Below are 26,158 nucleotides of genomic sequence, written 5' to 3' on the forward strand. Positions count from 1 at the left end.
TTATATAACGTAAAAAAATAAATATTTATAATTTGTACATCACCTTTTTAACGGCCTTAATCACATCTTCGTGATTTGGCAACCACTCGGCCAATAATACTGGCGAGTAAGGTGCAGGCGTATCGGCGGTGTTTATTTTTACAACAGGTGCATCCAAATAATCAAACGCTTCCGATTGTACCAAATAGGTGATTTCTGTGGCAACGTTTCCAAATGGCCAAGCTTCTTCCAATACTACCAAACGGTTGGTTTTCTTAACCGACTCTAAAATGGCTTTTCTGTCCATTGGGCGTACAGTACGCAAATCGATAATTTCACAAGAAATACCTTCTTTCTCCAACTCATCGGCTGCTTTGTAAGCTTCCTTTATAATTTTCCCGAAAGATACAATGGTTACATTGTCTCCCTTACGTTTAATATCGGCAACACCCAATGGCAAAATGTATTCGCCTTCTGGCACTTCGCCTTTATCACCATACATTTGCTCACTTTCCATGAAAATTACAGGATCGTCATCGCGAATAGCCGCTTTTAATAAGCCCTTCGCATCATATGGATTTGATGGCACTACCACTTTTAAACCTGGTGTATTTGCAAACCAGTTTTCGAAAGCTTGTGAGTGCGTCGCTCCCAATTGTCCCGCCGAAGCTGTTGGGCCACGGAATACAATAGGACACTTAAACTGCCCACCCGACATTTGGCGGATTTTGGCAGCGTTGTTTATAATTTGATCAATTCCAACTAAAGAGAAGTTAAAGGTCATATATTCTACAATCGGTCTGTTGCCCGTCATGGTAGAACCAATAGCCACCCCAGCAAAACCTAGCTCGGCAATAGGTGTATCGATAACACGCTTTGGCCCAAATTCGTCCAACATACCTTTTGATGCTTTATAGGCACCATTATACTCGGCTACCTCTTCACCCATTAAATAAACGCTTTCATCGCGGCGCATTTCCTCGCTCATGGCTTCGCAAATAGCCTCTCTAAATTGAATTGTTTTCATGTGTTTTTTCTATTGTTTTTCAACGGTCACATGTAACACCCACTCCATTAATTTCGCAATTATGCCAAATTTTTAGTTATGGATGTTTCATTAAGTGTATTTTTTTCGAAAAGCAAAAATAGTAATTATTCATTAGAATTTTGGCAAAAACTTGGTATCTAATTCGCATTAATTCCTGTTATTTTTTTTAGGTTTTGCGGTGAAAATACTTTTTTACTGAATTATAATTACTTTCAAGGTATTTTATGCTAATTCGTTATTTATGCCATAATTGCCTCTGCATCGTTTCCGTTTTGGCTATAATTTCATCATAAAACTACTGTTACTAGCACGTTGAAATAAGCTTTAAACATCACCATTTTATACAAAAACATAGGTTTTCGTAAAAAAAGGCGGGGATTTTTTAAAATTTACTATGCATGCATAACAAATATTCAGAATAAAATAATTAACTTCGTAACCTGAAAAAAATAAGAGATTTTAATATACCATTCACCATGAAAATATTAGTGTGTATCAGTCATGTTCCCGACACTACATCAAAAATCAATTTTACCGATGGCGACACCAAGTTCGAAACCAACGGCGTACAATTTGTTATTAACCCAAACGATGAATTTGGCTTAACCCGAGCCATGTGGTTTAAGGAAAAACAAGGCGCTACGGTTAGTGTGGTTAACGTAGGCGGCCCAGAAACAGAACCTACGCTGCGTAAAGCATTGGCTATTGGTGCCGATGATGCTATTCGCGTAGATACCGCTGCTACCGATGCGTTTTCCGTTGCCAAACAATTAGCAAAAGTAGCAAAAGAAGGTGTTTACGATTTGGTTATTGCCGGTAGGGAGTCTATCGACTACAACGGCGGCATGGTACCCGGTATGATTGCTGCATTAACTGATGCCAATTTTGTGAATAACTGTATTGGTTTGGAAATTGACGGCACCTCGGCTACAGCCATACGTGAAATTGATGGCGGAAAGGAAACAGTTTCCACAGCACTTCCACTGGTTATTGGCGGGCAAAAAGGTTTGGTTCAAGAAAGTGATCTTCGTATACCAAACATGCGTGGTATTATGATGGCCAGAAAAAAACCGCTAAATGTTTTGGGCCCTGTTGATGCCGAGGCCGAAACCCATTCAGTGTCCTTTGAAAAACCAGCTCCAAAAGGTGCGGTTAAATTGGTAGAACCCGATAATTTAGACGAATTGGTAAACTTACTTCACAACGAAGCTAAAGTGATTTAAGGCCACTAAATCATTCCGAACTGTCACACTGAGCGCAGTCGAAGTGTTGTTTCGGAATCATTTAAAAAGATAGAGGAATATTCATGAGTTCCTGAAACGAGTTCAGGAAAAAATTAAAGAAATTTTTATGTCAGTTTTAGTATATACAGAATCAGAACAAGGTACATTTAAAAAAGCGGCTTTCGAAGTGGCTTCGTACGCCAAAGCCGTGGCAGACCAATTAGGAACGTCTGTTACCGCCATTGCCATAAATAACAACGACACTTCGGCTTTAGCCAACTACGGTGTCGATAAAGTTTTAAAAGTAAGTAACGAACAATTAAATAAATTCAACGCTAAAGCCTACGCTGCAGCCATACAACAAGCTGCTGAACAGGAAGGCAGCAAGGTTGTGGTAGTAAGCTCTAGTGCCGATAGCAAATACTTGGCTCCGCTTTTGGCCGTTGGTTTAAATGCCGGTTACGCTTCCAATGTGGTTGCTGCACCTTCAAGCACCAGCCCGTTTACCGTAAAACGTTCGGCGTTTACCAATAAAGCTTTTGAAAACACCCAAATCAATACAGATGTAAAAATTGTTGGTGTTTCAAACAATGCTTTCGGTTTGGTTGAAAATAGTGGTAGCGCTTCCGCGGAAGACTTTTCGCCTGCCATTCCAGAATTGACCGTAAAAGTAGAATCGGTTGATAAAGCCACCGACAAAGTAACCATTGCCGATGCCGAAATCGTGGTTTCTGGCGGAAGAGGCTTAAAAGGTCCAGAAAACTGGGGTTTGATTGAAGAGTTAGCCGATGTATTGGGTGCTGCAACAGCCTGCTCTAAACCCGTTTCCGATTTAGGCTGGAGACCGCACGGCGAGCACGTAGGTCAAACCGGGAAACCCGTAGCCGCGAACCTTTACATTGCCGTTGGTATTTCGGGCGCTATTCAGCATCTGGCTGGTGTAAACGCTTCAAAAGTAAAAGTAGTGATCAACACCGATCCCGAAGCACCGTTTTTTAAAGCCGCCGATTATGGCGTAGTTGGCGATGCCTTTCAAGTGGTTCCAGAACTCACCGAAAAATTAAAAGCCTTTAAAGCGCAACAATAAACCCATATATTGCCAACACAATTAGGTATAAAAACTAACTTTTAGTAGCGACTAAACCAGAAAAGTAAACCTCATTGATTGAGTCATTTATTTTTTTCATAAATTGTATAGTCCTTTTTAACTGCTTAAATTAGCATTTTATACATAATTGTGCTTTAGCACTTGGTAAAGTTCTAATTTAAACGGTTCTTTGCGTTTTGAAAAAAATTATGAGTTTAGTACGATTAAATATAAAAGGCATTTCATACAGCCAAACCCAAAATGGTGCTTATGCCTTAATTTTAAATGAAGTGGATGGCGACCGTAAACTCCCTATAGTTATTGGTGCTTTTGAAGCCCAATCTATAGCTATAGCTTTAGAAAAGGAAATCAGTCCGCCGCGACCATTAACACACGATCTTTTTAAAAATTTTGCCGACCGTTTTGAAATTGTAGTAAAACAGGTGATTATCCACAAGTTGGTTGATGGCGTTTTTTATTCCAGCTTGATTTGCGAGCGCGATAAAATTGAAGAAATTATTGATGCCAGAACCAGCGATGCCATTGCTTTGGCGCTACGTTTTCAGGCGCCTATTTTTACATACAAAAACATTCTCGATAAAGCCGGAATTTACCTAAAGGTAAATCCTAAAAAGGAAGAAGAGGAAAGTACGGAAGACAGCATTTTAATGGACGAAATGGTAGCCAAGGAGTTGGAACCCGAGTCTCCCAAAGAAAGCCTAAGAAGTAAAACTTTAGACGAGCTTCAAAAAATGTTGGATGAAGCCGTCGCACAGGAAGACTACGAAAAGGCGGCCCACATTCGTGATGAAATCTCTAAACGGGAATAACCCTAAAATCTTTTTATGAAAAAATTGTTTTTATTTTTTGCTGTCTGTTTTTTGCTCAATGCGCACATTTCAGCTCAAAATAATAACAACGACACTCTAAACGGTGCTGTACAATCTGTTACGGTGGTTAACACCCCGCAAGATTCGTTAACCGAAGCTGCAATAAATAGCCAACCCACCAAAGTAGCCGAAACTACGCCTGAAAACCTAAGTCAATCAGAAATTATCCCCAGCGCAGGTTTTTCCTTAAACAGCCTATTTCGCGGTATTTTGGGTATGGTGGCCTTAGTATTTTTGGCATTTCTTTTTAGTAGTAACCGCAGGGCTATAAACTGGAAAATTGTTGGGATTGGTTTGGCGTTTCAACTACTTATTGCCATTGGAGTTTTAAAGATTGACTTTATAAAATCGGCTTTTGAATTTATTGGCGGACTCTTCGTTCAGATTTTGGAATTCACCAAAGCTGGAAGCAAATTCCTCTTTGAAGGTTTGGTGGTCGACATGGATACCTTCGGATTTATTTTCGCATTCCAAGTATTACCTACCATTATTTTCTTTTCGGCGTTAACCTCGGTTCTGTTCTATTTAGGTATCATTCAAAAAGTGGTAAAAGCCATGGCTTGGCTACTCTCAAAAGCATTGAAAATTTCTGGAGCCGAAAGTTTAAGCGTTGCCGGAAACATCTTTTTAGGACAAACCGAAGCCCCACTTTTAATCAAAGCATACTTGGAAAAAATGAACAAAAGTGAGATCCTTTTGGTGATGATTGGTGGTATGGCTACGGTTGCCGGCGCCGTTTTGGCGGCTTACATTGGCTTTTTAGGAGGAGACGATATTGCCTTGCGATTGTTTTACGCTAAACACTTATTGGCTGCTTCGGTTATGGCTGCACCGGGCGCCATAGTTATTTCCAAAATTCTATATCCACAAACCGAAAACGTGAATACCGACGTAACCGTTTCGGAAGAAGTAATAGGCTCCAATTTTTTGGATGCCATTGCCAATGGTACTACCGAAGGCTTAAAATTGGCGGTTAACGTAGGTGCTATGCTTTTGGTTTTTGTGGCTTTTATAGCCATGTTTAATGGTATTTTGGGTTGGGTTGGCGATTGGTCGTCTTTAAACATATGGATTGCAACAAACACCTCATACGATAGTTTTTCATTGGAATTTATACTCGGTTACATATTTGCGCCTTTAATGTGGCTTATTGGCGTAGCCCAAGAAGATATGGCACTTATGGGGCAGTTGCTGGGTATTAAATTGGCTGCTAGCGAATTTATTGGTTACATTCAATTGGCCGACTTAAAAAATGCCACGAGCAGCATCCATTTAACTTACGAAAAATCGATTATCATGGCCACTTACATGCTCTGCGGTTTTGCCAATTTTGCGTCCATTGGCATTCAAATTGGTGGTATAGGCTCATTGGCACCGGGGCAACGCAAAACACTATCTAAATTTGGCATGAAAGCCTTAATTGGCGGAACCATCGCCTCTTTGATTTCGGCCACCATCGCCGGGATGATTATAGGCTAGTTTCGATTTTTAGAACTTAATCCAAACCTTCCTTATTTTAGTTAATGTTTTCATAATCTCCACCACGAAAGCACTTAACTATAGTAAATTGCCTTCTACTTTTAATGACTAATTCAAATGAAAACACCTTTAAAACCTATTCTTGGGCTAAGCCTTGTTTTGGCTATAGCTTCTTGCAAAAACGAAACCAAAAGCGACACTGCCCAATCCGTAAAAACTCCTGGCATAAACTTAGAGTTTATGGATCCCTCTGTAAGTCCGGGAAACAACTTCTTTAAGTATGTTAACGGACAATGGTTGAAAAACACCCAAATCCCAGACGACCAAACCCGTTGGGGAAGTTTTTATGAGCTAAGAAAAAAAACTGACGATGATGCTCTAGGAATTTTAAATGCTGCCACAACCAATGACGCGTCTTCTGGAACAATAAAAATCCTCTCTGGATCCGATCAAGAAAAGGCTCTAACGCTTTATAAAACCATTATAGACACCACAAGTCGTAATGCTATAGGTATCGCTCCGGTACAGTCAATTTTGGCAAAGATCGATGCCATTAAAAACACCAATGACCTCCAAAATTTCTTAATTGAAATGGAGCCCAAAGGAGGCGCCGGATTTTTTGGGTTTTATGTAGGCTCCAACCCTAAAAACAGTAACATGAATGTTGCTTTCTTAGGTTCTGGACGTTTAGGTTTGCCCGACAGAGATTACTATGTAAAAGATGATAGTGACTCTAAGGAAAAACGTGAACAATACGTAGCCTATATTACCAAAATGCTTCAATATCTGGGTGACAGCGAAACAAAAGCTCATAATCAAGCTAAACAAATTTTAGCTTTTGAAACGCGTCTTGCCGAACCTAAAATGGATAAGGTAGACCGCCGCGATGCCCGAAAACGTTACAACCCTAAATCTATAGCCGAACTTCAAAATATGGTACCCGCTATAAATTGGAATGCTTATTTTGAAGGTATTGGGGTAAAACAAATAGATACCATAATTGTTAGCGAATTAAAATACACCCAGAATTTACAATCCATTCTTGCTGAAAACAATATAGCCGATTGGAAAGCCTATTTACGCTGGTCTGTTTTTAATCATGCTGCGAGCGCCTTAAGTACCGAACTGGAAGCCGTAAAATGGGAGTTTTACAGCAAAACCCTTAGAGGAGCACAACAGCAGCGGCCGCTGGACGAACGCGCCTTACAAATTGTAAATGGCACTGTAGGCGAAGCTCTAGGTAAATTATATGTTGAACAGTTTTTCCCCCCTAAAGCCAAGGAGCGTGCTGAAAAAATGATTGCCAATGTAATACAAGCTTACGAGAACCGCATTAACGCGGTGGACTGGATGACCGATGAAACCAAAATGAAAGCTGTAGAAAAATTGCGCGCCCTAAACGTTAAAATTGGGTATCCAAATAAATGGAAAGACTATTCAGAACTTGAAATAAACTCGATAGAAAACAATGGTTCCTATTTACAAAACCTATATAATATTAGTGCTTGGAACCACAAAAAGAATCTAGAAGACCTAGGGAACCCTGTTGACAAAACCCGTTGGGGCATGTCGCCACAAACCGTAAACGCCTATTTTAGTCCAACTTTTAACGAGATTGTTTTCCCTGCAGCTATTTTACAACCTCCATTTTTTAATTTTGAAGCAGATGACGCGGTAAATTACGGTGGCATTGGTGCTGTAATTGGTCATGAAATATCACATTGTTTTGATGATTCTGGTTCACGTTACGATAAAAACGGCAACTTAAACAACTGGTGGACCGACGAAGATTTAAAGCAATTTGAAGCCTTAGGCCAAAAGCTGGCAGACCAATACAGCGCTATTGAAGTATTACCTGAAACGCACATAAATGGTCCGTTTACATTAGGTGAAAATATTGGCGACTTAGGTGGTGTAAATGCTGCTTATGACGCCTTGCAGTTGAGCCTTGAAGAAAACAGACGACCAGAAAACATCGACGGATTTACACCAGAGCAGCGTTTTTTCATGTCTTGGACGACCGTATGGAGAACTAAAATTAGAGATAACGCCCTAAAAAATCAAATTAAAACCGACCCGCATTCTCCTGGTATGACCAGAGCCGTGCAACCTCTCCTAAATTTGGATTCATTTTATGCTGCTTTTAACATAAAAGAAACCGATTCAATGTACTTAGAACCCAATAAGCGCGTAAAAATCTGGTAATATAAAAAGGCATTTTCATTAAAATTGAAAATGCCTTTTTACTTTTTCCACGAACATCATTACAAGATTGGCACAAATAACTTTCATCCCTCCTTTTCACCTCTAATTACCGTTGATAACTTTTTAATATTAACTCGCTAAAAATCAATTTGACCAGCGACATATTTCTTAATTTCGCTTTTGCTAAATATTGATTATTCTGGCTATTTATAATTAAAAAAAATCCTGCTTCTCTAGGAATAAGCTTATGAAACAATACCACGACTTAGTAAAGCATGTTTTAGAAAACGGCAACGAAAAAGGCGACCGCACCGGTACTGGCACCAAAAGTGTTTTTGGCTACCAAATGCGATTCGATTTAAGTGAGGGGTTCCCTATGGTAACCACCAAAAAACTGCACTTAAAATCGATTATTCACGAATTATTATGGTTTTTAAAAGGCGATACCAACATAAAATACCTCACGGAGAACGGCGTTAGAATTTGGAACGAATGGGCCGACAAAAATGGCGATTTGGGTCCTGTTTACGGTCACCAGTGGCGCAATTGGAACAATGACGAAATCGACCAGGTTAAGGAGGTAATAGACACCCTAAAAAACAACCCCAACAGTCGCAGGATGCTGGTCTCTGCCTGGAACCCTTCGGTGCTGCCCGATACTTCAAAAAGCTTTAGCGAGAACGTGGCTAATGGAAAAGCAGCACTTCCACCCTGCCACGCGTTTTTTCAGTTTTATGTGGCCAACGGAAAATTATCATGCCAATTGTACCAACGTAGTGCCGACATCTTTTTGGGTGTACCGTTCAACATTGCGTCGTATGCATTGTTCACTATGATGATGGCCCAAGTTTGTGGTTACGAAGCTGGTGAATTTATCCACACATTTGGAGATGCCCATATTTACAGTAACCATTTCGAGCAATTGGAACTGCAACTTTCCAGAGAGCCTAGACCGTTGCCAAAAATGATTTTAAATCCCGAAGTAAAAGATATTTTCGACTTTACTTTCGATGACTTTACCTTAGAGGGATACAACCCACACCCTCATATAAAAGGAGCTGTGGCGGTTTAAATTATCGATTTTTATAAAACAAAAAATGCTCCCAAATTGGAAGCATTTTTTTCGTTTTATATGTTTTGGAAAATTACAGGTTTATAACACTGTTTTCTGCTCCGGCGAAATCGTTCCATGCATAAGCATCGGCTTCAGTATCGTTTACGTAAACACCGTCAACAAGATATTTAAACTCGTAAGAGTTTCCTGTTTCTAAATCTACAGTACCTTTAAATGTTCCGTTTTTTAATTTTTTAAGCACCACTTTCTTTTCATTCCAATCGTTAAAAGATCCCACTACAGAAACTTTTTTTGCATCTTCAGCAGGTAACGAAAATGTAACCTTACAAACCGGCTTGCTTTTTAAGAATTGTTTTTTAATAGCCATAATTCAAATTTTAATTGTGTTGTATGTTGTAATATGGTACAAATTTATAAAACAATTTACTACAGCCTTCACTTTAAGCCACTTTAGCCTAAAGAATTATCATTTTGTTAACATGCAATCGATAAAAATTAAAGCAAAGAAAAAAAACGCCGACTAATTTATATTATCAGCAACCTAAACTTTTACGTTTCGCACTGATTTTCAGACTATTTAAATTTATACAATATTAATCGTCACTTTATTTTCCTGTATTTGCACAATCATTATGCTTTCACCAAAAAAGACTTTAACTTTACAACCCTTATAGATTTAGATATGTTCGGAAAGAAAAAATCCAGTCCGCAAATAGACAAAGAGCAGTTAGAGCTTATTGAAAATGCCCAAAAACGCATCAAGCAAAAAAAACGCCTTTATGTTCATTTTGTATTGTTTTTAATCGGTGCCATATTTTTAATTGTAGCCAATACTGTTTTGGGTATTGGTGAAGATGTTACCCTTTTTGGTAAAGAATGGTTTTTGTTCGCTATCCTGTTATGGCTATTTTTCTTTTTGTACCACCTTTTTAATGTTTTTGTAACGCACAAATTCATGGGAAAAGCATGGGAAAAGCAACAACTTGAAAAGCTTGTGGCCAAACAGCAAGACCGTATTGAAAAAATAAAACAGGGGCTTGTAAAGGAAGAAACCCTTTTGGCCAAAAGCGAGGTCTATAACGAAACTAAGCCAAAACCCTCGATTAAAAAGAAATCGACATTGACCATTATTGCTGCGGCAGCCGAAAATAATGCCATTGGAAAAGACAACCAACTCATTTGGCATTTAAGCGACGACTTAAAACGTTTTAAGGCCTTAACCAGCGGACACCATATTATTATGGGACGCAAAACTTTTGAAAGCTTCCCAAAACCTTTACCCAACCGAATACACGTGGTGATTACACGACAAGCCGATTACCAAGCGCCCGACGGTGTTATTATTGTAAACAGTTTGGAAGATGCCATTGATGCCTCTAAAAGTGACAAACAACCATTTATTATTGGCGGCGGCCAAATTTACAAACAAGCCATGGGCATTGCAGATAAAATCGAGCTCACTCGTGTACACGGAAGTTTTGAGGCCGATGCCTTTTTCCCCGAAATAGACTTTAGCGTTTGGAAAGAAACCAACAACACCTTCCATAAAAAAGACAGCGATAACGAGTTCGAGTTTTCGTTCATTACTTACGAAAGGAAATAGGTTACTACTAAATTTGATTTACTGTTACTTTTAAAGTATAATGATTTACAGGATTTGATGGGATTATGTGGAAAATGCCGAATTCGGTTTTTAGATTAACTAAATTGCTTCATAACGTTTTCCCACTAACTCTTTCAATCGTTAATTTTTAAAATTGGCAGTAGTTTATAGAACACCGTAGATTTTAACAAGCTATCAATAGGTTTAGAAAAGAATATATAACCTTAAAGACTCAACTTTTTATTATTACTAAGTATTTTTTCGGATAACCATAAACCAAAAACTTTTTCTCTTAATAATTCCGTAAAACTAAGTTTTGTTGTAATAAAAGTTTCACACCATTGGTCACTCCATTTATCCATGAATTTTTATTCAGTTTTTGTGAATTTCGGAATAAAAAATTCAAGTATTTTTGCAGTATGATAAAAGACATTCAGCTTCGGGTTAGCTTAAAAGAGGAAGAAATCAGCAATATTCTTCTGGTAAAATCTGCTGAAAAATTAGCGATAAACCAAACTGATATTTCGGGCATTAAAGTACTTCGAAAGTCGATTGACGCACGAAAACCCAATATCGTTTTCAACTATAAAGTCGCTGTTTTTATCAACGAAGACGTTCCCCAAACTTCCGGATACCAGTTCGATTATAGGGACGTTTCAAACGCAAAACCCATTCATATCATTGGTTTTGGTCCGGCGGGAATGTACGCTGCCCTGCGTTGTATCGAATTGGGATTCAAGCCCATTGTTTTGGAGCGCGGCAAAAACGTACAAGACCGTCGTCGCGATTTACGGGCCATTAACCAGCACCATTTCGTAAACGAAGACTCCAATTACTGCTTTGGCGAAGGCGGTGCCGGCACATATAGCGACGGCAAACTGTACACCCGAAGCCTGAAACGTGGTGATGTACGCCGTATTTTCGAAAACTTGGTTTATCATGGCGCCACCGATCAAATTTTGGTAGATGCTCATCCGCATATTGGCACCAATAAACTCCCCAAAGTAGTTAAAAACATCAGGGAGACTATTTTAAATTACGGTGGCGAAATTCATTTTGAAACCCGTGTTACCGACTTTAAAATCCGGGAAAACAAAATACAATCCATTCTATTAAAAAATGGTGATGAATTGGATGTGAATAAAGTCATTTTAGCTACGGGACATTCAGCGCGCGACATCTTTTATATGCTCCACGAAAAGGAAGTGGCTATAGAAGCCAAATCGTTTGCAATGGGCGTTCGTGTCGAGCATCCGCAACACATTATCGATTCCATTCAATACCATTGTTCGGGTGAACGTTCAGAATTATTGCCAGCAGCTTCGTATAGTTTAGTGCAGCAAGTCAATAACCGTGGCGTGTACTCTTTTTGCATGTGCCCCGGTGGATTTATCGTTCCGGCAGCAACCGCCAACGGCGAAGTGGTGGTCAACGGGATGTCGCCATCCAAACGGAATAACCTTTACGCCAATTCGGGCATCGTGGTTGAAATTAATGTGGATAAAGATCTTCTCAAATATGAAAAATTCGGCGTTTTAAAAGGTTTGGAATACCAAAAGGATTTAGAAAAATTGGCCTTTACCGCTGGCGGAAGAAGCCAAACCGCACCCGCCCAACGACTCACCGATTTTGTAGAAGGCAAACTATCGAACAGCTTAAACGATTCATCGTATCAACCGGGATTAAATTCCTCACCTTTACATTCATTATTACCCAAATTGATTGGCAGCCGATTGCGAAAAGGTTTTGATGCATTCGGAAAAAAAATGAAAGGTTACTACACCCACGAAGCCAATATTGTTGGGGTAGAATCGCGAACCTCATCACCGGTTTCCATCCCCAGAAATGAAAAATTAGCGCACTTACAAATTACCAATCTTTACCCCTGTGGCGAAGGTGCTGGCTATGCTGGAGGCATAGTTTCGGCGGCTATGGATGGCGAACGTTGTGCCGAAGCGGCTGTTGGGAGCATGTAAATTTTTTATATCTTTTATCCGCTGGAAACCAACTAGAATTAAAGTTGATTTATTTCTCCAATTTCATCATAAACAAGGGGACTTTCGTCAACCTGAACTTGTTTCAGGTTCTCATTAAATTGCTTAAATTAACATGATGGGATTCCGAAATAAATTCGGAATGACCCTCAACCAGCAATTATTAAATAGAACTGCGTTTCAATAAATAAAATGTTATAAAAAATGGCACACGAAAAAATCACCATTGAAGCTACAATCGACAGACCGATTGAATCAGTTTGGGCATACTACAATCAGCCAGAGCACATTGTTAACTGGAATTTTGCTTCAGAAGATTGGCATTGCCCAAAAGCTGAAATCGATTTAAAAGTAAACGGAAAAATGAAATCCCGAATGGAAGCCAAAGATGGCAGTTTTGGGTTTGATTTTGAGGCGACTTACAACATTATTTCAGAATTCAAAAAAATCGTCTATACCATTGAAGACGGCAGAACAGTGAACATCGATTTTAAGGATGAAAACGGAAAAACCAAAGTAAGCGTTGTATTTGAAGCCGAAAATATGAATCCTGTTGACATGCAACGTGATGGTTGGCAAGCCATCCTCAATAACTTTAAGGCTTACGCCGAATCGAAATAGAAACCTCAAAAAACACCCATGACCGAAAAAGAAAAAATGCTCGCCGGGTTAATGTACAGTCCGTCGGACCCCACATTAATGGCCGAACGCCAAAAAGTGCGTTTGTTATTTCATAAATTCAACCATTTAAGTGAAGAGCACTTGGAGGAACGCACCAAAGTACTTTATGAAATTTTTGGTGAAGCTGGGGAAAACTTGTTTGTAGAACCGCCATTTTTCTGTGATTATGGCTCGAACATCAAAGCAGGCAAAAACGTATTCATGAACTTTAACTGCTGCATTTTAGATGTTGCTGAAGTGACAATTGGCGACAATTGCATGTTCGCTCCCAATGTGCAAATCTATACAGCCACGCATCCCATAGAATCCAAAGCACGCAATAGCAGAAAAGAATTTGCCAAACCCATTAAAATCGGTAATAACGTTTGGATTGGTGGCAACAGTACCATTTGTCCTGGGGTGACTTTGGGAAACAACGTAGTTGTCGGGGCTGGTTCGGTGGTTACAAAAAGTTTTCCCGATGATGTGGTTATTGCCGGAAATCCAGCTAAAATCATTAAAAGCATCGATAATAGTTAATTATTCTTATTTTTGCTCCACAAAAAAGACAACATTATGAACGCATATATTTTTCCGGGCCAAGGGGCACAATTTTCAGGAATGGGCTTAGACCTTTACGAAAACTCACCATTGGCTCAAGAATTGTTTGAACAAGCTAACGAAATATTAGGTTTTTCCATTACCGATACCATGTTTGAAGGTTCGGCCGAAGACCTAAAACAAACAAAAGTTACCCAACCCGCTATATTTTTGCACTCCGTGATATTAGCCAAAACTTTAGGCGACAGCTTTAAGCCCGATATGGTTGCTGGGCATTCGTTAGGGGAATTTTCAGCTTTGGTAGCCAATGGTACTTTAAATTTTGAAGACGGATTAAAATTGGTTTCGCAACGTGCATTAGCTATGCAAAAAGCATGCGAATTACAACCAAGCACTATGGCTGCCGTTTTAGGTTTGGACGACGATATTGTTGAAAAAATATGCGCAACTACCGAAGGTGTAGTGGTTGCTGCAAACTACAACTGCCCCGGTCAATTAGTGATTTCAGGTGAAGTTGAAGCCATCAATAAAGCTTGTGAAGCTCTCAAAACAGAAGGAGCAAAACGTGCTTTGGTATTGCCTGTTGGCGGTGCGTTCCACTCGCCATTAATGGAGCCTGCCCGCGAAGAATTGGCGGCAGCCATCGAAAACACGACTTTCAATAAACCCAACTGCCCGATTTATCAAAATGTAACGGCCAATGCCGTGATTGATGAGGCAGCGATAAAAACAAATTTAATTTCACAGCTTACCGCTCCGGTGCGTTGGACGCAATCCGTACAACAAATGATTGCTGATGGCGCTACTCTTTTCACAGAAGTAGGTCCTGGTAAAGTTTTACAAGGTTTGGTAAAGAAAATAAACCGCCAATCTGAAACCGTTTCTGCAACTTTTGAAACCAACAACTAAATGAAGCTCAGCAAACGCTCCATCTTTATTATTGTGGTTATTGTTTTAACCATAGCGGCCGATCAAATTTCAAAAGTATTGGTTCGAGCCAACGTCGGGTTAAGAAATGAAATTAGTCCCGGCGAACGCATTCCATTAATTGGCGATGCCTTTGTTTTAATGCACGTTGAAAATACCGGTGCCTTTTTGGGTATGGGTAGCGAACTGAACGAAACTCTGCGTGTTCTTTTATTGCTCGTACTTCCAATTTTGGTTTTGGGGTTTGTACTGCGCCATATTATAAAAGACAAAAGCTTGGATAAGTGGTCGTTATTTGCTTTTTCCAGCATTATAGGAGGAGGTATCGCCAACGTTTACGACCGCATCGTTTATGGAAAAGTAACCGATTTTCTGTTTATTGATTTGGGCGGCGTTTTTAGAACGGGCATTTTCAATCTGGCTGATCTTTCGGTCACCACGGGAATGATAATTTTGGTTCTTGTCAGTTTCAGAAAAAAGAAAACACAAACTGCATAAACAAAAAAGGTTGCTTAAAATAAAGCAACCTTTTTTTATTGTTATTTGATATAATCTATCCTCTAACTTTCTGTTCCCATTTCCATGCCGAACGCATGGCATCATCTAAAGTCAACTTGGTTTTCCAGCCCAATTCGTTATTAGCTTTTGTAGTGTCGGCATAAGCTGAAATAATATCGCCCTCACGACGACCAACAATTTGGTAGTTCAGTTTTTCACCGGATACTTTTTCAAAAGCTTTCACCACTTCTAAAACAGAACTCCCTTTACCGGTTCCTAAATTGAAGGTTTCGTAGTTTGATTTGTTTTTATTGCCCAATAACCGTTGAAGTGCCACAACATGTGCTTTCGCTAAATCGACCACATGGATATAATCGCGGATGCAAGTACCATCTGGCGTAGGGTAATCATCTCCAAAAACAGACAGCTTCTCACGTAATCCTATGGCCGTTTGCGTGATAAACGGCACTAAGTTTTGAGGCACTCCGATTGGCAACTCCCCAATATTAGCAGATTCGTGCGCTCCAACTGGGTTGAAATAACGCAATGCAATGGCTTTGAGACTTGGTGTTACTTTACAGGTATCTCGAATGATTTCCTCCCCAATTTGTTTGGTGTTTCCGTAAGGCGACTCAGCTTGTTTTACAGGAGCATTTTCAGTAATTGGCAATTCATCAGCTTGACCGTAAACCGTACACGACGAACTGAAAATAAAACTAGCTTCCGGTAATTTTTTCAATTCCTTCAAAATATATACCAGCGTACCAATGTTGTTTTCATAATACAACAACGGCTCTTGTACGCTTTCGCCAACGGCTTTGCTAGCCGCAAAATGAATAACGCCTTTTACATCGCTGTGTTTTGCAAAAAAGGCCTCAACCCCGGCTTTATCCTTTAAATCGAGCTTTTCAAAAATGGGCGTTTTACCGGTTATGGCGGTGATGCCTTCCAATACGTTTTCCGAAGAATTCGATAAATCGTCAATTATCACTACTTCGTAGCCTTCGCTCTGTAATTCTACAACGGTGTGCGAACCAATGAAACCAAGGCCGCCGGTAACTAAAATTTTATCCATTTATAAAGTTTATTATGGTTGAAGTTATAAATTCAATTTGTTCGTCGTCCAATTCGGTGTGCATGGGCAATGAAATGACTTCCTTTACCAATTGGTTGGTCACTTCAAAATCGGCTTCGTTGTATCTGTCGTCAAAATAAGCCTTTTGCCTGTGCAAAGGAATGGGATAGTACACCCCACACGGAATGTCGTTTTCGTTTAAATGCTTCACCAACGCATCTCGGTCAATCCCCTTTATCTGTAAGGTATATTGGTGGAATACGTGATTATCAGCTTCACCCGACCTAAACGGTGTTATAATGCCATCTATATTTTTTAAAGCTTCGTCGTATTTTGTGGCTGCCAGATTTCTTCTTTCGTTATACCTATCCAAATACGGCAATTTAGCATTCAAAACCGCAGCTTGGATACTGTCCAATCTAGAATTTACCCCTACCACATCGTGGTGGTAACGCTCATACATCCCGTGGTTTACAATACCGCGAATGGTATGGGCCAACTCGTCGTTATTGGTAAAAATCGCACCACCATCTCCATAGCAACCCAAGTTTTTAGACGGAAAGAATGACGTCGCTCCTACATCGCCAATAGTACCCACTTTAACTTTTTTTCCGTTTTTATAGGTGTAGGTAGCCCCAATGGCTTGAGCATTATCTTCAATAACGAATAAATTGTGTTCTTCTGCGATGTTCATTATAGCTTCCATGTCAGCACACTGCCCGAACAAGTGCACCGGAACAATAGCCTTGGTTTTTGGTGTAATGGCCTTTTTAATGGCTTCGATGTTAATGTTGAAATCGTCTGGATTAACATCAACCAAAACGGGTGTTAGTTGCAGCAAAGCGATCACCTCAACAGTTGCCGCAAAGGTAAAATCGGCCGTAATCACCTCATCACCGGGTTTGAGGCCCAAGCCCATCATCGCAATCTGAAGCGCATCGGTGCCGTTGGCGCACGGAATAACATGCTTTACGCCCAAATATTCCTCTAAATTTTTCTGAAATTCGTGAACCTTTGGTCCGTTTATAAATGCAGTGGTTTCAATAACCTCGTGGATTGAGGGATTAACAACATCTTTTATGTAGTTGTACTGACCTTTTAGGTCTACCATTTGAATTTTTCTCACGCGCTCAAAAATTTATAACTTTCAAATGCCATGACATTTAAAAGCGTTATAGCCTTTCCCTTTATTTGAAATGCTTTTCAACCGAAAATCTTTCAGAATAATAGTTTTCAAAACTACAAAAATCATTGACTACAAACAATCAAACATTTGCTATTATTTAAGGTCATCGATTACATTTTATTTGAAACTTTTGATTTCTACGGAATTTACGGCCTGTTTATTTAAAGTGATGTATTTTAGCGGCAAATAAAATGTATTTTGAACTTCATTTACAACATAGGCATTTATTTAGCGGATTTTGTACTACACTGTGCTTCAATATTTAATGCTAAAATTAAAAACGGAGTTGATGGCAGAAAACAGAGCTTTAAAACCTTAAAATCGGCCTTAACCCCAAACGACAAAACCCTGTGGTTCCATTGTGCGTCTTTGGGCGAATACGAACAGGGGCTTCCTATTTTTGAAGTCCTCAGAAAAGAATATCCTAAACATAAAATTATACTGACTTTTTTTTCGCCTTCGGGCTACGAAGTGAGGAAAAATGCACCCATTGCAGATGTGGTAGTCTACCTGCCCATGGATACCCCAAAAAATGCTGAACGTTTTATAAACTTGTTGCAACCCGAACTCACTGTTTTTGTAAAATATGATATTTGGCCCAACTATTTAAATGAAATTAAAAAACATCAACTCCGGGCTATTTTAATTTCGGCAGCCTTTAGGGAAAACCAAGCCTACTTTAAGCCATTCGGCAAACCTTTGCGCGAAGCCCTTTTTGCGTTCGAACATATTTTCACCCAAAACGAAGTGTCCAAAACGTTGTTGGAATCCATAAACTTTAACCATGTTACGGTAAGCGGTGACACAAGGTTCGACAGAGTTTCAAACCAACTGAAGCAGGACAACACCCTGCCTTTTGTTGAGGAATTCAAAAGCAATCAGCTTTGCGTGGTTATTGGCAGCTCGTGGCCAGAGGACGAAATACTTTTGTCGGAATACATAAACACCAAAGCTCCGAAAAATGTAAAATTCATTATAGCACCGCACGATATTAAGTCTAGCCATATTAAAGATATTGAAAACCAACTAAGAGCACCATACGTGCTTTTTTCAAAAAAAGACAATGCCAACCTAAAAAGCGTAAACGTTTTTATAATCGATACCATTGGGCTACTCACAAAAATTTACAATTATGCCGATATCGCCTATGTTGGAGGCGCCATGGGCAACACCGGACTGCACAACACTTTAGAGCCTGCCGTATTTGGAGTACCCGTTATTATCGGAAAAAACTACGACAAGTTTCCCGAGGCCAAAGACCTTATTGCCAATGGCGGTATGTTTTCTATTTCTAACCAAACAGAACTCAACAACATTTTAGATAAGTTAATCAATAACGAAGCGAAACGTCGCAAAACGGGTTTGGCCAACGCTACTTTCATTATGAAAAATAAAGGTGCCGTAATCCAAATACTCGACTACCTTCGTATATACACTTGAAGTTGAAAAATTTATTTGTTAAAATTTTAACATTATTAACAAATAAAGTTATTAAATTAAGCATCAACTTTAATAATTAACACTAAAATGAAAAAACCAATGAAAAAATTATTTTTAAGTACCGTTATGTTAGTGGCACTTGCCTTAAGTTTCACCTCTTGCAGAGACACTAAAAAAGCTGACTCTATTGAAGACGCCATTGAAAATGCCGGTGATGCCATGGAAGAAGCTGCTGATGATGCTGCCGACGCTACCGAAGGCGCTTTAGAAGAAGCAGGAAAAGCTATGGATGAAGCTGTTGACGCAACAGATAACGCTATTAAAGAAACAGGAGATGCCATTAAAGAAGCTGGCGATGCCGTTGAAAATAAAGCTAAAGAATTAGAAGAATAATTCTATTTTTTGCAAACTTTAAAATTAACCAGTGAAAATATTCACTGGTTTTTTTATTTAAACACGAACCTCACCCCTTTATTATTGAACATTGAACCCATTTGATTCTCGTAAAATAAAAAAGCCAAAAACTAAGTTTTCGGCTTTTTTATTTTACTTGATTACTGGTCTTAAAAACTAAAACCAAGGCTTTTTGCCCACTTGATATGTATTATAAAAATCAGCATCTGATTTTGTTAAATAGATAATTCCTTCAATAAACCCTATGATACTTGCTACACCACAAGTAAGTATGGTTGCAATTAATAAAATAACGCCTTCTTTGTTGTAACCTAACACAAACTTGTGTATACCCAGTCCTCCAAAAAGAATCCCTAAAACTCCGGCTAAAATTTTCTTGTTATCAGTAGAATCAAATGTTTGTTTGGCATTACTAGCAAACTCTGCTGCGGTTTCTTTAGCTTCGTTGGCTGCTTTTTTTGCACCTTCTTTGGCGTCGCCCAACATATCGTTTAGGTCGTCGCCCAGATTTTTTTCATCAGACATAAAAATATTTTTATTGGTTAGTAAATTGATTATAAATGTAGTAAAAAATCAGTTTGCTTTATAAACCTATAAACAATAAAATAATCTTCAACCGAAAACACGATAGCTACCTAAACAACATGATAATGCCACCCAAGGCTGTAACCAAAAACACAAAACGCCTGTAGTGGGTGTTTGAAATCAACCTAACAATTCTTGCTCCCAAGAAAAAACCAACAATTACTAAGGGGATAAGTACTGAATTAAGCACCAAAGTTTCGGTAGTAACGGTTTTCCACACCAAAATATGAAAGGGCAGTTTAAATACATTGATTATAAAAAACAACCAAGCTGCCGTGCCAATAAATTGATTCTTCGGAAATCGCATGGCCAAAAAATAGATATTGGAAATGGGCCCCGCTAAATTCCCGATCATGGTGGTAAAGCCCGCCAAAAACCCCATAATAATTCCGAACCATTTGCTGGTGGGCACTTTGGGCGAAGAGCGCCTTTCGGTATAAAACATAATAAACACCGAAACGATAATGATAACGGCCATCATGCGTTTAAAAAGCAACTCCGAAATATCGTTACCTACCCACACGCCAACGAGTACCCCGACAATCATCCAGGGAATTAGTTTTTTAATGATATCCCATTTTACATGTTTGAAATAATAGGTGACTGCAAAAATATCGGCAGCGATAAGCATGGGCAGCAACACACCCGTGGACGCTTTTTCACCAAACACAAAAGCCAAAATAACCACGATGATAATACCGATGCCTTTAATACCCGACTTCGATAAGCCCAAAAGGAAAACGGCAAAACCAATGGCCAACCATTGCCAAACCGACAAGTGAAAAGATTGTAAAATTTCTAAATAAGACAAGGGGATTTTGATTGACTATTGACTATTGACTATTGACTATTGACCAAAACTACAAAAAAGCTTCGTCAACGGGTTCCCAAAGCTCAATTTTATTGCCGTCGTTATCTAAAATCCAGCCGAACTTTCCGTATTCGTATTCTTCAATTTCACCTACAACGGTAACGCCTTCTGCTTTTAAAATCTCCAATAATTCCTTCAGGTTCTCCACCCGATAATTAAACATGAAATCTTTTTTGGATGGCTCGTAATATTTGGTGTCTTCAGGAAACGGACTCCATTGCGTAGAGCAATCCTTACCTTTTTCATCCTTCCACCAAAAGGTGCAACCGTAATCGTCGGTATTAAATCCCAGATGTTTTTTGTACCACACTTTTGTGGCCTTGGGGTCTTTGGTTTTAAAAAACAATCCGCCTATGCCTGTTACTCGTTTTTTCATTGCTTGTCTTTAAAGGTTATTTAAAAAGTATTTAATTAACGTCTTTGGGGACAAATTACATTTCGAAGCAATCTTATAATCAACAACTTGATTTAAAAAGATTCCTTCACGATGTTCGGAATGACGCCTTTTAAACCATCTCAATTTTTACTAATTAAACGTGTTGATCGATTAAAATGGTATTTCCGTCGGGGTCAAAAAGTACGGTGCTGCCGGGACCAGAGGTGCTCTCATCGGCCTCGCTTTCCAATTTAATGTTATTGTTTTTCAAATGCTTTTGAATGGCACGGACATCATCAAAAGGCTCAACATTTTCCGCATTTTCGTCCCAACCAGGATTAAAAGTCAAAATATTTTGCTCGAACATCCCTTGAAAAAGCCCTATTAAAGCATTGCCATTTTTCATAATGAGATAATTTTGCTCGATATCGCCTGCAAATTGCGAAAAACCCAAGGTTTCGTAAAAGTGTTTAGATGCCTTAATATCCTTCACATTAAGACTTACCGAAAATGCTCCTAATTTCATAATATTGGTATTGTTGGTTACTTTTTAATGGCGGTTTCGTAAATGTTTACCCATTCGTTAACCGTTAGCTTTTGGCACAATTCGGCAATTAATTTCAATGGGATATCGTCCACTTTTTTAAACCGAATGCAACTTTTGCCCATATCCAGTTTGCGTTTGCTATGCTTCGGATACTCGGCCACAAACCAATCGTGAATTTCGGGCACGGCATAAATTCCGCTATGGTAAAGATTCACCGAATTTTTCTGTGAAGCGAAACTCATAAACGGCAAGGGTTCTTTGGGATTACAATGATAGCCGTCGGGGTAAACGGAATGCGGTACGTAATAGCCGACCATACCGTATTGGATGCCTTCCTCAAAACCTTTAGGCAAATTGTCGTTTATAACTTTACGAAGCTCTATTAAGGCCTCCTGCCGTTCTTCAGGTACTTGACTAATGTAATCTTCGGGTGATGTAGCGTTGTATTGCATCGGTTCTTTTTTACGAACCTAAAATTAACAAAATTTTGCCTTAATCTTATCAACAATAGTTTGTGCCAGTTTTTCTTTGCTTTCCACCGTCCATCCCGCAACATGAGGTGTTAACAATACTTTTTTTGAACGTATTAAATACTGAAAGGCTTTGGTGGCTTCCACTTCGCTAAGCAACCCTTTTTCTACATTTCCGGAGGTATCGGGCGTTTTAAATAAATTTTCGAACGAGTCTTTTTCGTATTCCAAAACATCGAGTCCCGCACCCAGAATTTTACCCGATTGCAGGGCTTCCACTAAATCTTGGGTCACCACACTTTTTCCGCGGGCCGTATTAATAAACCAAAACGGCTTTTTAAACTGGTTGATGAACTCGGTGTTTACCATCTTCAATGTTAATGGGGTTTGCGGTGTGTTTAGGCTCACCACATCTACCTTTTCCTGAAATTCCTTTAACGACACTTGCTTGGCATTGGCATCGCCCACATTGTCTTTAATATCGTAACACAGTACCTCAACATCAAATCCGCGTAATTTTTTCGCAAAGGCCTTACCCATATTTCCGTAGCCTATAACACCTATTGTTCGGCCATCGAGTTCTATACCTCGGTTATCTTCGCGCAACCATTGGCCCAAACGCACTTCGGCATCGGCCTTGTTCAGTTTATTGAATAACGAAAGCAGCATCCCCAAGGCGTGCTCACCTACGGCGTTGCGATTTCCTTCGGGCGCTGAAATTAAATACACGCCTTTTTTTTCGGCGTACTCGCAGTCTATATTTTCGAGTCCGGCACCTACCCTACCAATAAATTTCAGGTTGGTGGCAGCATCGAGAAACTGTTTATCGATGGTAAAACGGCTCCTGATAATAATGCCGTCGTATTGGTCTATCTTTTTTTCGATGGTTTCTTTTGAGGAAAGATAATCTTCGTCGTTTTGAAAGCCTAAATCGTTTAGTTGATTAATAATAAGTTCGTGATTGGTATCTAAGTGAAGAATTTTCATTTTGAATATTATATATAACCCAAAATTAAAAATAATGTAGCACCGAACAAATTTTAGAACTGCTGAAGTTTGCGTTAGGGATTGCAGTGGCATCCTTTTTAAAAGGCTAAAAAGGCGATGCGCAATATGCCTGGCTGAAATTTAATGGACGCTTTGGCGTTTCCTACTCGCCATGACCTTTTAAAAAGATAAAACGGAAAGCCCGACCCGGAGCTTGTCGAAGGGTAACACCCAAATACGAAACTAAAAACAAGTTCGGCCTATCTACCTTAAATTCCTAAAATTAGTTTGGCGATTGAAAAGTAAATAAGAATACCAAAAATATCGTTACTGGTAGTTATAAACGGACCGGTGGCTATGGCCGGATCAATGCCACGTTTATCTAAAAACAACGGCACAAAAGTACCGATTAATCCTGCCACAACAATAACCGCAACCAACGAAATTGAAACGGCAAGAGCCGTATTGAAATCGTTCTCTATAGCCCATACAAACAAAAACAAAAACAGGGCCAAGACCACACCGTTTAAGGCTGCCAAAAGCATTTCCTTCAACAAGCGGCTGTTAACACTGCCTTTTACATCGTCGTTGGCCAAACCTTGTACGATAATCGCTGAAGATTGCACCCCAACGTTACCCGCCATCGCAGCAATTAGTGGTGTAAAGAAAAACAACACGGCATATTTACTGAACGCTTCGTGAAACCCTTCCATAATCAAAAAGGCACCCACGCCACCAACAAGCCCTAAAAACAACCATGGTAAACGTGCTTTGGTAAGTTGAAGGATACTATCATCAGAATCGACATCGCCCGTAATACCCGCTGCCATTTGGTAATCTTTATCGGCTTCCTCTTTCATGACATCTACAACATCGTCAATGGTGATTCTTCCTAGTAGCACCTTGTTTTCGTCACTTTCAACCACCGGAATAGCTTCTAAATCGTACTTGGCCATAATTCTGGCGACTTCTTCCACATCTTCGTTCACATTAACGTAATCGACACTGGAAATATAAATGTCTGCGATTTTCTGTTCGCTTTTGGCTACAATTAAATCCTTTAAAGATAAACGACCAATGAGTTTTTCCTGTTTATCGACCACATAAACCGAATGCACCCGCGTCACTTCTTTGGCCTGTCCACGAATACGGCGCAAGCAACCGGCCACCGTCCAAGTATCGTAAACCTTAACCAACTCTTTAGCCATGAGTCCACCAGCGGTATCTTCATCGTAAGCCAAAAGTTCCCTGATTTCTGCTTGGTGGGCTTCGTCTTCAATTCTAGAAATAACTTCTTGCCGGCGTTCTTCGGGAAGTTCGGCAATGATGTCGGCAGCATCATCGGTATCGAGCTCTTCAACTTCTTCTGCAATTTCTTGTGCCGATAGATTTTTTAAAACTTTTTCACGGTTGTCTTCATCCAATTCCATTAAAATATCGGAAGTGGTTTCAGAATCCAGAAGTTTGATTACATACATGGCACCGTCTAAATCGAGCTCATCCAAGATTTCGGCGATATCGGCATAATGAAAATCATCCATAAGCTTTTTGAGCTGCTTATCACTTTGCGATTCGATAAGTTGCTCAACCTGCTCTAAGAGTTCATCTGTGAGTTGAAATTGTATGTTTTCTTTTTCTTCTGACAAATGGAAAAGTTTTAAGGATTAAATATCTGCTTCGATTAATTGGGTTAGCTCTATAAACTCCGGAACACTCAACTGTTCGGGACGCTTGCCAAATATACTATTTGCTTTTAAATTATCGGACAAATTCAATGTTTTTAAACTGTTACGAATGGTTTTTCGGCGCTGCTGAAAAGCCATTTTCACCACTCTGAAAAATAGTTTTTCGTCGCATGGAAGCGTGAAGTTTTCTTTTCTGGTGAGTCGCAATACACCCGAATCTACTTTAGGTGGCGGATTGAACACATTTGGCGGTACGGTAAATAAGTATTCGGCATCATAAAACGCTTGGGTAAGTACCGAAAGGATTCCGTACACTTTGCTCCCTTCTTTTGAACAGATGCGCTGTGCCACTTCCTTTTGGAACATCCCCGAAAATTCAGGGATTTGATTGCGCATTTCCAAAGCCTTAAAAACAATCTGGCTCGAAATATTGTAAGGATAATTTCCAATTATGGCAAGCGGCTCTCCTTTAAACACCTCGTTTAAATCGTACTTTAAAAAGTCTTTTCCAATGATTCTAGGTGCCAAATTCAAGTAATTGGCTTTTAAATATTCCACCGACTCGGTATCGATTTCAATAACATAAGTGGTGATGTCCTTTTTTAAAAGATACTTGGTGAGCACGCCCATACCCGGGCCAATTTCCAAAACATTCTTATAGCCGTTTAAGCTTAAGGTATCGGCTATTTTTTGGGCCACCGATTCGTCATTTAAGAAATGCTGACCTAAATGTTTCTTTGCCTTTACTTGATGTTGATTGGAATGTTGCGCCACGGGATATAACAATTTAAGTTAGCAAAGATACAAAAGCGCTTACTTCTATTAGCCTTATACTTAAAAATGTAATTTGAGTCCTTCGTGGGAAGCTTCAAAACCTAATTGCTCGTAAAACTTAATGGCTTTAGGTCTTTTTTTATCGGATGTCAACTGTATGATTATGGCATTTTTTTCCTTGGCTCGGTTTATAGCCCACTTAAACATTTCTTTTCCCAAGCCTTTTCCTCTTTGGTTTGATTTTACATGCACTGATTCAATTTGGGCTCTTAACGCACCCAAGCGGTTTAAATATTGAATAAATGTAAGTTGTAGCGTGCCCAAAATCTCTCCGTCGTCATTTTCAGCCACCACCAATTCTTGATTAGGATCGGCCACGATGTTTTTAAAAGCATCAAAATAAACTTTGGGCAATGGCAATTGGTAGTCTTCTCTGGTTTTACCGAGTTCATCGTCAGCATACAAAGCCACTATTTCAGGAACATCCTGTTCGGTTGCTTTTCTAAAGTTCATAGGTTT

The 26,158-nt window shown here is 39.5% G+C and carries 27 protein-coding genes; 14 read left to right on the plus strand and 13 right to left on the minus strand.

The genetic code is table 11. The annotated features are described in order from the left end of the window. Positions 1-25: 25 nt before the first annotated feature. Positions 26-1,006 (minus strand): pyruvate dehydrogenase complex E1 component subunit beta, encoded by a 981-nt coding sequence (locus ABI125_14235; GenBank protein ID XCF05862.1) that lies wholly within the window; start codon positions 1,004-1,006, stop codon positions 26-28. Positions 1,007-1,503: 497 nt separating this feature from the next. On the opposite strand from ABI125_14235, the gene ABI125_14240 reads away from it, so the two are divergent. The 6 genes from ABI125_14240 to ABI125_14265 all read left to right on the plus strand — a co-directional run bounded on the left by ABI125_14240 (position 1,504) and on the right by ABI125_14265 (position 8,983). Beyond that, on the plus strand, positions 1,504-2,250 hold the full coding sequence (locus tag ABI125_14240) for an electron transfer flavoprotein subunit beta/FixA family protein (protein XCF05863.1): 747 nt from the start codon (positions 1,504-1,506) through the stop codon (positions 2,248-2,250). Positions 2,251-2,377: 127 nt separating this feature from the next. Continuing rightward, positions 2,378-3,337 carry an electron transfer flavoprotein subunit alpha/FixB family protein gene (locus ABI125_14245; GenBank protein XCF05864.1) on the plus strand — a complete coding sequence of 320 codons (960 nt, stop codon included), beginning with the start codon at positions 2,378-2,380 and terminating at the stop codon, positions 3,335-3,337. A gap of 209 nt (positions 3,338-3,546) precedes the next feature. After that, entirely contained in the window at positions 3,547-4,167 is a 621-nt protein-coding gene (locus tag ABI125_14250; GenBank protein ID XCF05865.1) for a bifunctional nuclease domain-containing protein, read from the plus strand. 15 nt (positions 4,168-4,182) lie between these two features. Next, positions 4,183-5,706: a nucleoside transporter C-terminal domain-containing protein gene (locus ABI125_14255; GenBank protein XCF05866.1), complete on the plus strand. Its 1,524-nt coding sequence runs from the start codon at positions 4,183-4,185 to the stop codon at positions 5,704-5,706. 117 nt (positions 5,707-5,823) lie between these two features. After that, on the plus strand, positions 5,824-7,911 hold the full coding sequence (locus ABI125_14260; protein XCF05867.1) for a M13 family metallopeptidase: 2,088 nt from the start codon (positions 5,824-5,826) through the stop codon (positions 7,909-7,911). A 247-nt stretch (positions 7,912-8,158) separates the two neighbouring features. Further along, positions 8,159-8,983: a thymidylate synthase gene (locus ABI125_14265; protein XCF05868.1), complete on the plus strand. Its 825-nt coding sequence runs from the start codon at positions 8,159-8,161 to the stop codon at positions 8,981-8,983. A gap of 73 nt (positions 8,984-9,056) precedes the next feature. Here the strand turns inward: ABI125_14265 and ABI125_14270 are convergent, their stop codons facing one another. Beyond that, complete coding sequence (locus ABI125_14270; protein XCF05869.1) at positions 9,057-9,353, minus strand: isoamylase early set domain-containing protein; 297 nt, start codon at positions 9,351-9,353, stop codon at positions 9,057-9,059. Positions 9,354-9,668: 315 nt separating this feature from the next. On the opposite strand from ABI125_14270, the gene ABI125_14275 reads away from it, so the two are divergent. The 6 genes from ABI125_14275 (at position 9,669) to lspA (ending at position 15,229) form a co-directional block, all read left to right on the plus strand. Beyond that, positions 9,669-10,589 carry a dihydrofolate reductase gene (locus tag ABI125_14275; GenBank protein ID XCF05870.1) on the plus strand — a complete coding sequence of 307 codons (921 nt, stop codon included), beginning with the start codon at positions 9,669-9,671 and terminating at the stop codon, positions 10,587-10,589. A 419-nt stretch (positions 10,590-11,008) separates the two neighbouring features. After that, positions 11,009-12,565, plus strand: coding sequence for an FAD-dependent protein (locus ABI125_14280; protein ID XCF05871.1), 1,557 nt, complete (start codon positions 11,009-11,011; stop codon positions 12,563-12,565). A 222-nt stretch (positions 12,566-12,787) separates the two neighbouring features. After that, the gene (locus tag ABI125_14285) at positions 12,788-13,204 is read left to right on the plus strand and encodes an SRPBCC family protein (protein XCF05872.1); all 417 of its coding nucleotides are present in this window, start codon (positions 12,788-12,790) and stop codon (positions 13,202-13,204) included. An 18-nt stretch (positions 13,205-13,222) separates the two neighbouring features. Further along, the gene (locus ABI125_14290) at positions 13,223-13,783 is read left to right on the plus strand and encodes a sugar O-acetyltransferase (GenBank protein XCF05873.1); all 561 of its coding nucleotides are present in this window, start codon (positions 13,223-13,225) and stop codon (positions 13,781-13,783) included. Between the two features lie 36 nt (positions 13,784-13,819). Then, a complete protein-coding gene (fabD, locus tag ABI125_14295) occupies positions 13,820-14,713 on the plus strand; it encodes an ACP S-malonyltransferase (protein XCF05874.1) in 894 nt (297 codons plus the stop codon). Beyond that, a complete protein-coding gene (lspA, locus tag ABI125_14300) occupies positions 14,714-15,229 on the plus strand; it encodes a signal peptidase II (GenBank protein ID XCF05875.1) in 516 nt (171 codons plus the stop codon). 55 nt (positions 15,230-15,284) lie between these two features. Here lspA and galE read toward each other — a convergent pair whose 3' ends face one another. Beyond that, positions 15,285-16,304, minus strand: coding sequence for a UDP-glucose 4-epimerase GalE (gene galE, locus ABI125_14305; GenBank protein XCF05876.1), 1,020 nt, complete (start codon positions 16,302-16,304; stop codon positions 15,285-15,287). Further along, positions 16,297-17,430, minus strand: coding sequence for a DegT/DnrJ/EryC1/StrS family aminotransferase (locus ABI125_14310; protein XCF05877.1), 1,134 nt, complete (start codon positions 17,428-17,430; stop codon positions 16,297-16,299). Before ABI125_14310 ends, galE begins: the two co-directional genes overlap by 8 nt. A gap of 258 nt (positions 17,431-17,688) precedes the next feature. On the opposite strand from ABI125_14310, the gene ABI125_14315 reads away from it, so the two are divergent. Together ABI125_14315 and ABI125_14320 are read left to right on the plus strand one after the other, a co-directional pair. Beyond that, positions 17,689-18,930 (plus strand): glycosyltransferase N-terminal domain-containing protein, encoded by a 1,242-nt coding sequence (locus tag ABI125_14315; protein ID XCF05878.1) that lies wholly within the window; start codon positions 17,689-17,691, stop codon positions 18,928-18,930. 99 nt (positions 18,931-19,029) lie between these two features. Then, the gene (locus ABI125_14320; GenBank protein XCF05879.1) at positions 19,030-19,323 is read left to right on the plus strand and encodes a hypothetical protein; all 294 of its coding nucleotides are present in this window, start codon (positions 19,030-19,032) and stop codon (positions 19,321-19,323) included. Positions 19,324-19,500: 177 nt separating this feature from the next. On the opposite strand, the gene ABI125_14325 is transcribed toward ABI125_14320, so the two are convergent. The 9 genes from ABI125_14325 to ABI125_14365 form a co-directional block, all read right to left on the minus strand. Next, positions 19,501-19,869: a TM2 domain-containing protein gene (locus ABI125_14325; protein XCF05880.1), complete on the minus strand. Its 369-nt coding sequence runs from the start codon at positions 19,867-19,869 to the stop codon at positions 19,501-19,503. Between the two features lie 106 nt (positions 19,870-19,975). After that, on the minus strand, positions 19,976-20,740 hold the full coding sequence (locus ABI125_14330; protein XCF05881.1) for a sulfite exporter TauE/SafE family protein: 765 nt from the start codon (positions 20,738-20,740) through the stop codon (positions 19,976-19,978). A gap of 49 nt (positions 20,741-20,789) precedes the next feature. Then, the gene (locus ABI125_14335) at positions 20,790-21,176 is read right to left on the minus strand and encodes a VOC family protein (protein XCF05882.1); all 387 of its coding nucleotides are present in this window, start codon (positions 21,174-21,176) and stop codon (positions 20,790-20,792) included. Positions 21,177-21,330: 154 nt separating this feature from the next. Next, positions 21,331-21,702 carry a VOC family protein gene (locus tag ABI125_14340; protein ID XCF05883.1) on the minus strand — a complete coding sequence of 124 codons (372 nt, stop codon included), beginning with the start codon at positions 21,700-21,702 and terminating at the stop codon, positions 21,331-21,333. Positions 21,703-21,719: 17 nt separating this feature from the next. Next, complete coding sequence (locus ABI125_14345; GenBank protein ID XCF05884.1) at positions 21,720-22,175, minus strand: DUF1801 domain-containing protein; 456 nt, start codon at positions 22,173-22,175, stop codon at positions 21,720-21,722. Between the two features lie 24 nt (positions 22,176-22,199). Beyond that, on the minus strand, positions 22,200-23,180 hold the full coding sequence (locus ABI125_14350) for a 2-hydroxyacid dehydrogenase (GenBank protein ID XCF05885.1): 981 nt from the start codon (positions 23,178-23,180) through the stop codon (positions 22,200-22,202). Positions 23,181-23,449: 269 nt separating this feature from the next. Continuing rightward, on the minus strand, positions 23,450-24,826 hold the full coding sequence (gene mgtE / locus ABI125_14355; GenBank protein ID XCF05886.1) for a magnesium transporter: 1,377 nt from the start codon (positions 24,824-24,826) through the stop codon (positions 23,450-23,452). 18 nt (positions 24,827-24,844) lie between these two features. After that, entirely contained in the window at positions 24,845-25,639 is a 795-nt protein-coding gene (gene rsmA, locus ABI125_14360) for a 16S rRNA (adenine(1518)-N(6)/adenine(1519)-N(6))-dimethyltransferase RsmA (GenBank protein ID XCF05887.1), read from the minus strand. 60 nt (positions 25,640-25,699) lie between these two features. Then, complete coding sequence (locus ABI125_14365; protein ID XCF05888.1) at positions 25,700-26,152, minus strand: GNAT family N-acetyltransferase; 453 nt, start codon at positions 26,150-26,152, stop codon at positions 25,700-25,702. Between the last annotated feature and the right edge of the window lie 6 nt (positions 26,153-26,158).

The sequence above is a fragment of the Tamlana crocina genome, assembly GCA_040429635.1.
In the GTDB taxonomy this organism is placed as follows: domain Bacteria; phylum Bacteroidota; class Bacteroidia; order Flavobacteriales; family Flavobacteriaceae; genus Flavisericum; species Flavisericum crocinum.

Excerpts from the sequence above, each read along its gene's own strand:
- ABI125_14255 (XCF05866.1), top strand. The coding sequence starts at position 4,183 with ATGAAAAAATTGTTTTTATTTTTTGCTGTCTGTTTTTTGCTCAATGCG.
- fabD (XCF05874.1), top strand. The coding sequence starts at position 13,820 with ATGAACGCATATATTTTTCCGGGCCAAGGGGCACAATTTTCAGGAATG.
- ABI125_14240 (XCF05863.1), top strand. The coding sequence starts at position 1,504 with ATGAAAATATTAGTGTGTATCAGTCATGTTCCCGACACTACATCAAAA.
- ABI125_14365 (XCF05888.1), bottom strand. The coding sequence starts at position 26,152 with ATGAACTTTAGAAAAGCAACCGAACAGGATGTTCCTGAAATAGTGGCT.
- ABI125_14325 (XCF05880.1), bottom strand. The coding sequence starts at position 19,869 with ATGTCTGATGAAAAAAATCTGGGCGACGACCTAAACGATATGTTGGGC.
- ABI125_14260 (XCF05867.1), top strand. The coding sequence starts at position 5,824 with ATGAAAACACCTTTAAAACCTATTCTTGGGCTAAGCCTTGTTTTGGCT.
- ABI125_14350 (XCF05885.1), bottom strand. The coding sequence starts at position 23,180 with ATGAAAATTCTTCACTTAGATACCAATCACGAACTTATTATTAATCAA.
- ABI125_14235 (XCF05862.1), bottom strand. The coding sequence starts at position 1,006 with ATGAAAACAATTCAATTTAGAGAGGCTATTTGCGAAGCCATGAGCGAG.
- ABI125_14285 (XCF05872.1), top strand. The coding sequence starts at position 12,788 with ATGGCACACGAAAAAATCACCATTGAAGCTACAATCGACAGACCGATT.
- ABI125_14320 (XCF05879.1), top strand. The coding sequence starts at position 19,030 with ATGAAAAAATTATTTTTAAGTACCGTTATGTTAGTGGCACTTGCCTTA.
- ABI125_14275 (XCF05870.1), top strand. The coding sequence starts at position 9,669 with ATGTTCGGAAAGAAAAAATCCAGTCCGCAAATAGACAAAGAGCAGTTA.
- ABI125_14345 (XCF05884.1), bottom strand. The coding sequence starts at position 22,175 with ATGCAATACAACGCTACATCACCCGAAGATTACATTAGTCAAGTACCT.
- ABI125_14280 (XCF05871.1), top strand. The coding sequence starts at position 11,009 with ATGATAAAAGACATTCAGCTTCGGGTTAGCTTAAAAGAGGAAGAAATC.
- ABI125_14335 (XCF05882.1), bottom strand. The coding sequence starts at position 21,176 with ATGAAAAAACGAGTAACAGGCATAGGCGGATTGTTTTTTAAAACCAAA.
- ABI125_14250 (XCF05865.1), top strand. The coding sequence starts at position 3,547 with ATGAGTTTAGTACGATTAAATATAAAAGGCATTTCATACAGCCAAACC.
- ABI125_14245 (XCF05864.1), top strand. The coding sequence starts at position 2,378 with ATGTCAGTTTTAGTATATACAGAATCAGAACAAGGTACATTTAAAAAA.
- ABI125_14270 (XCF05869.1), bottom strand. The coding sequence starts at position 9,353 with ATGGCTATTAAAAAACAATTCTTAAAAAGCAAGCCGGTTTGTAAGGTT.
- ABI125_14265 (XCF05868.1), top strand. The coding sequence starts at position 8,159 with ATGAAACAATACCACGACTTAGTAAAGCATGTTTTAGAAAACGGCAAC.
- ABI125_14340 (XCF05883.1), bottom strand. The coding sequence starts at position 21,702 with ATGAAATTAGGAGCATTTTCGGTAAGTCTTAATGTGAAGGATATTAAG.
- galE (XCF05876.1), bottom strand. The coding sequence starts at position 16,304 with ATGGATAAAATTTTAGTTACCGGCGGCCTTGGTTTCATTGGTTCGCAC.
- ABI125_14290 (XCF05873.1), top strand. The coding sequence starts at position 13,223 with ATGACCGAAAAAGAAAAAATGCTCGCCGGGTTAATGTACAGTCCGTCG.
- lspA (XCF05875.1), top strand. The coding sequence starts at position 14,714 with ATGAAGCTCAGCAAACGCTCCATCTTTATTATTGTGGTTATTGTTTTA.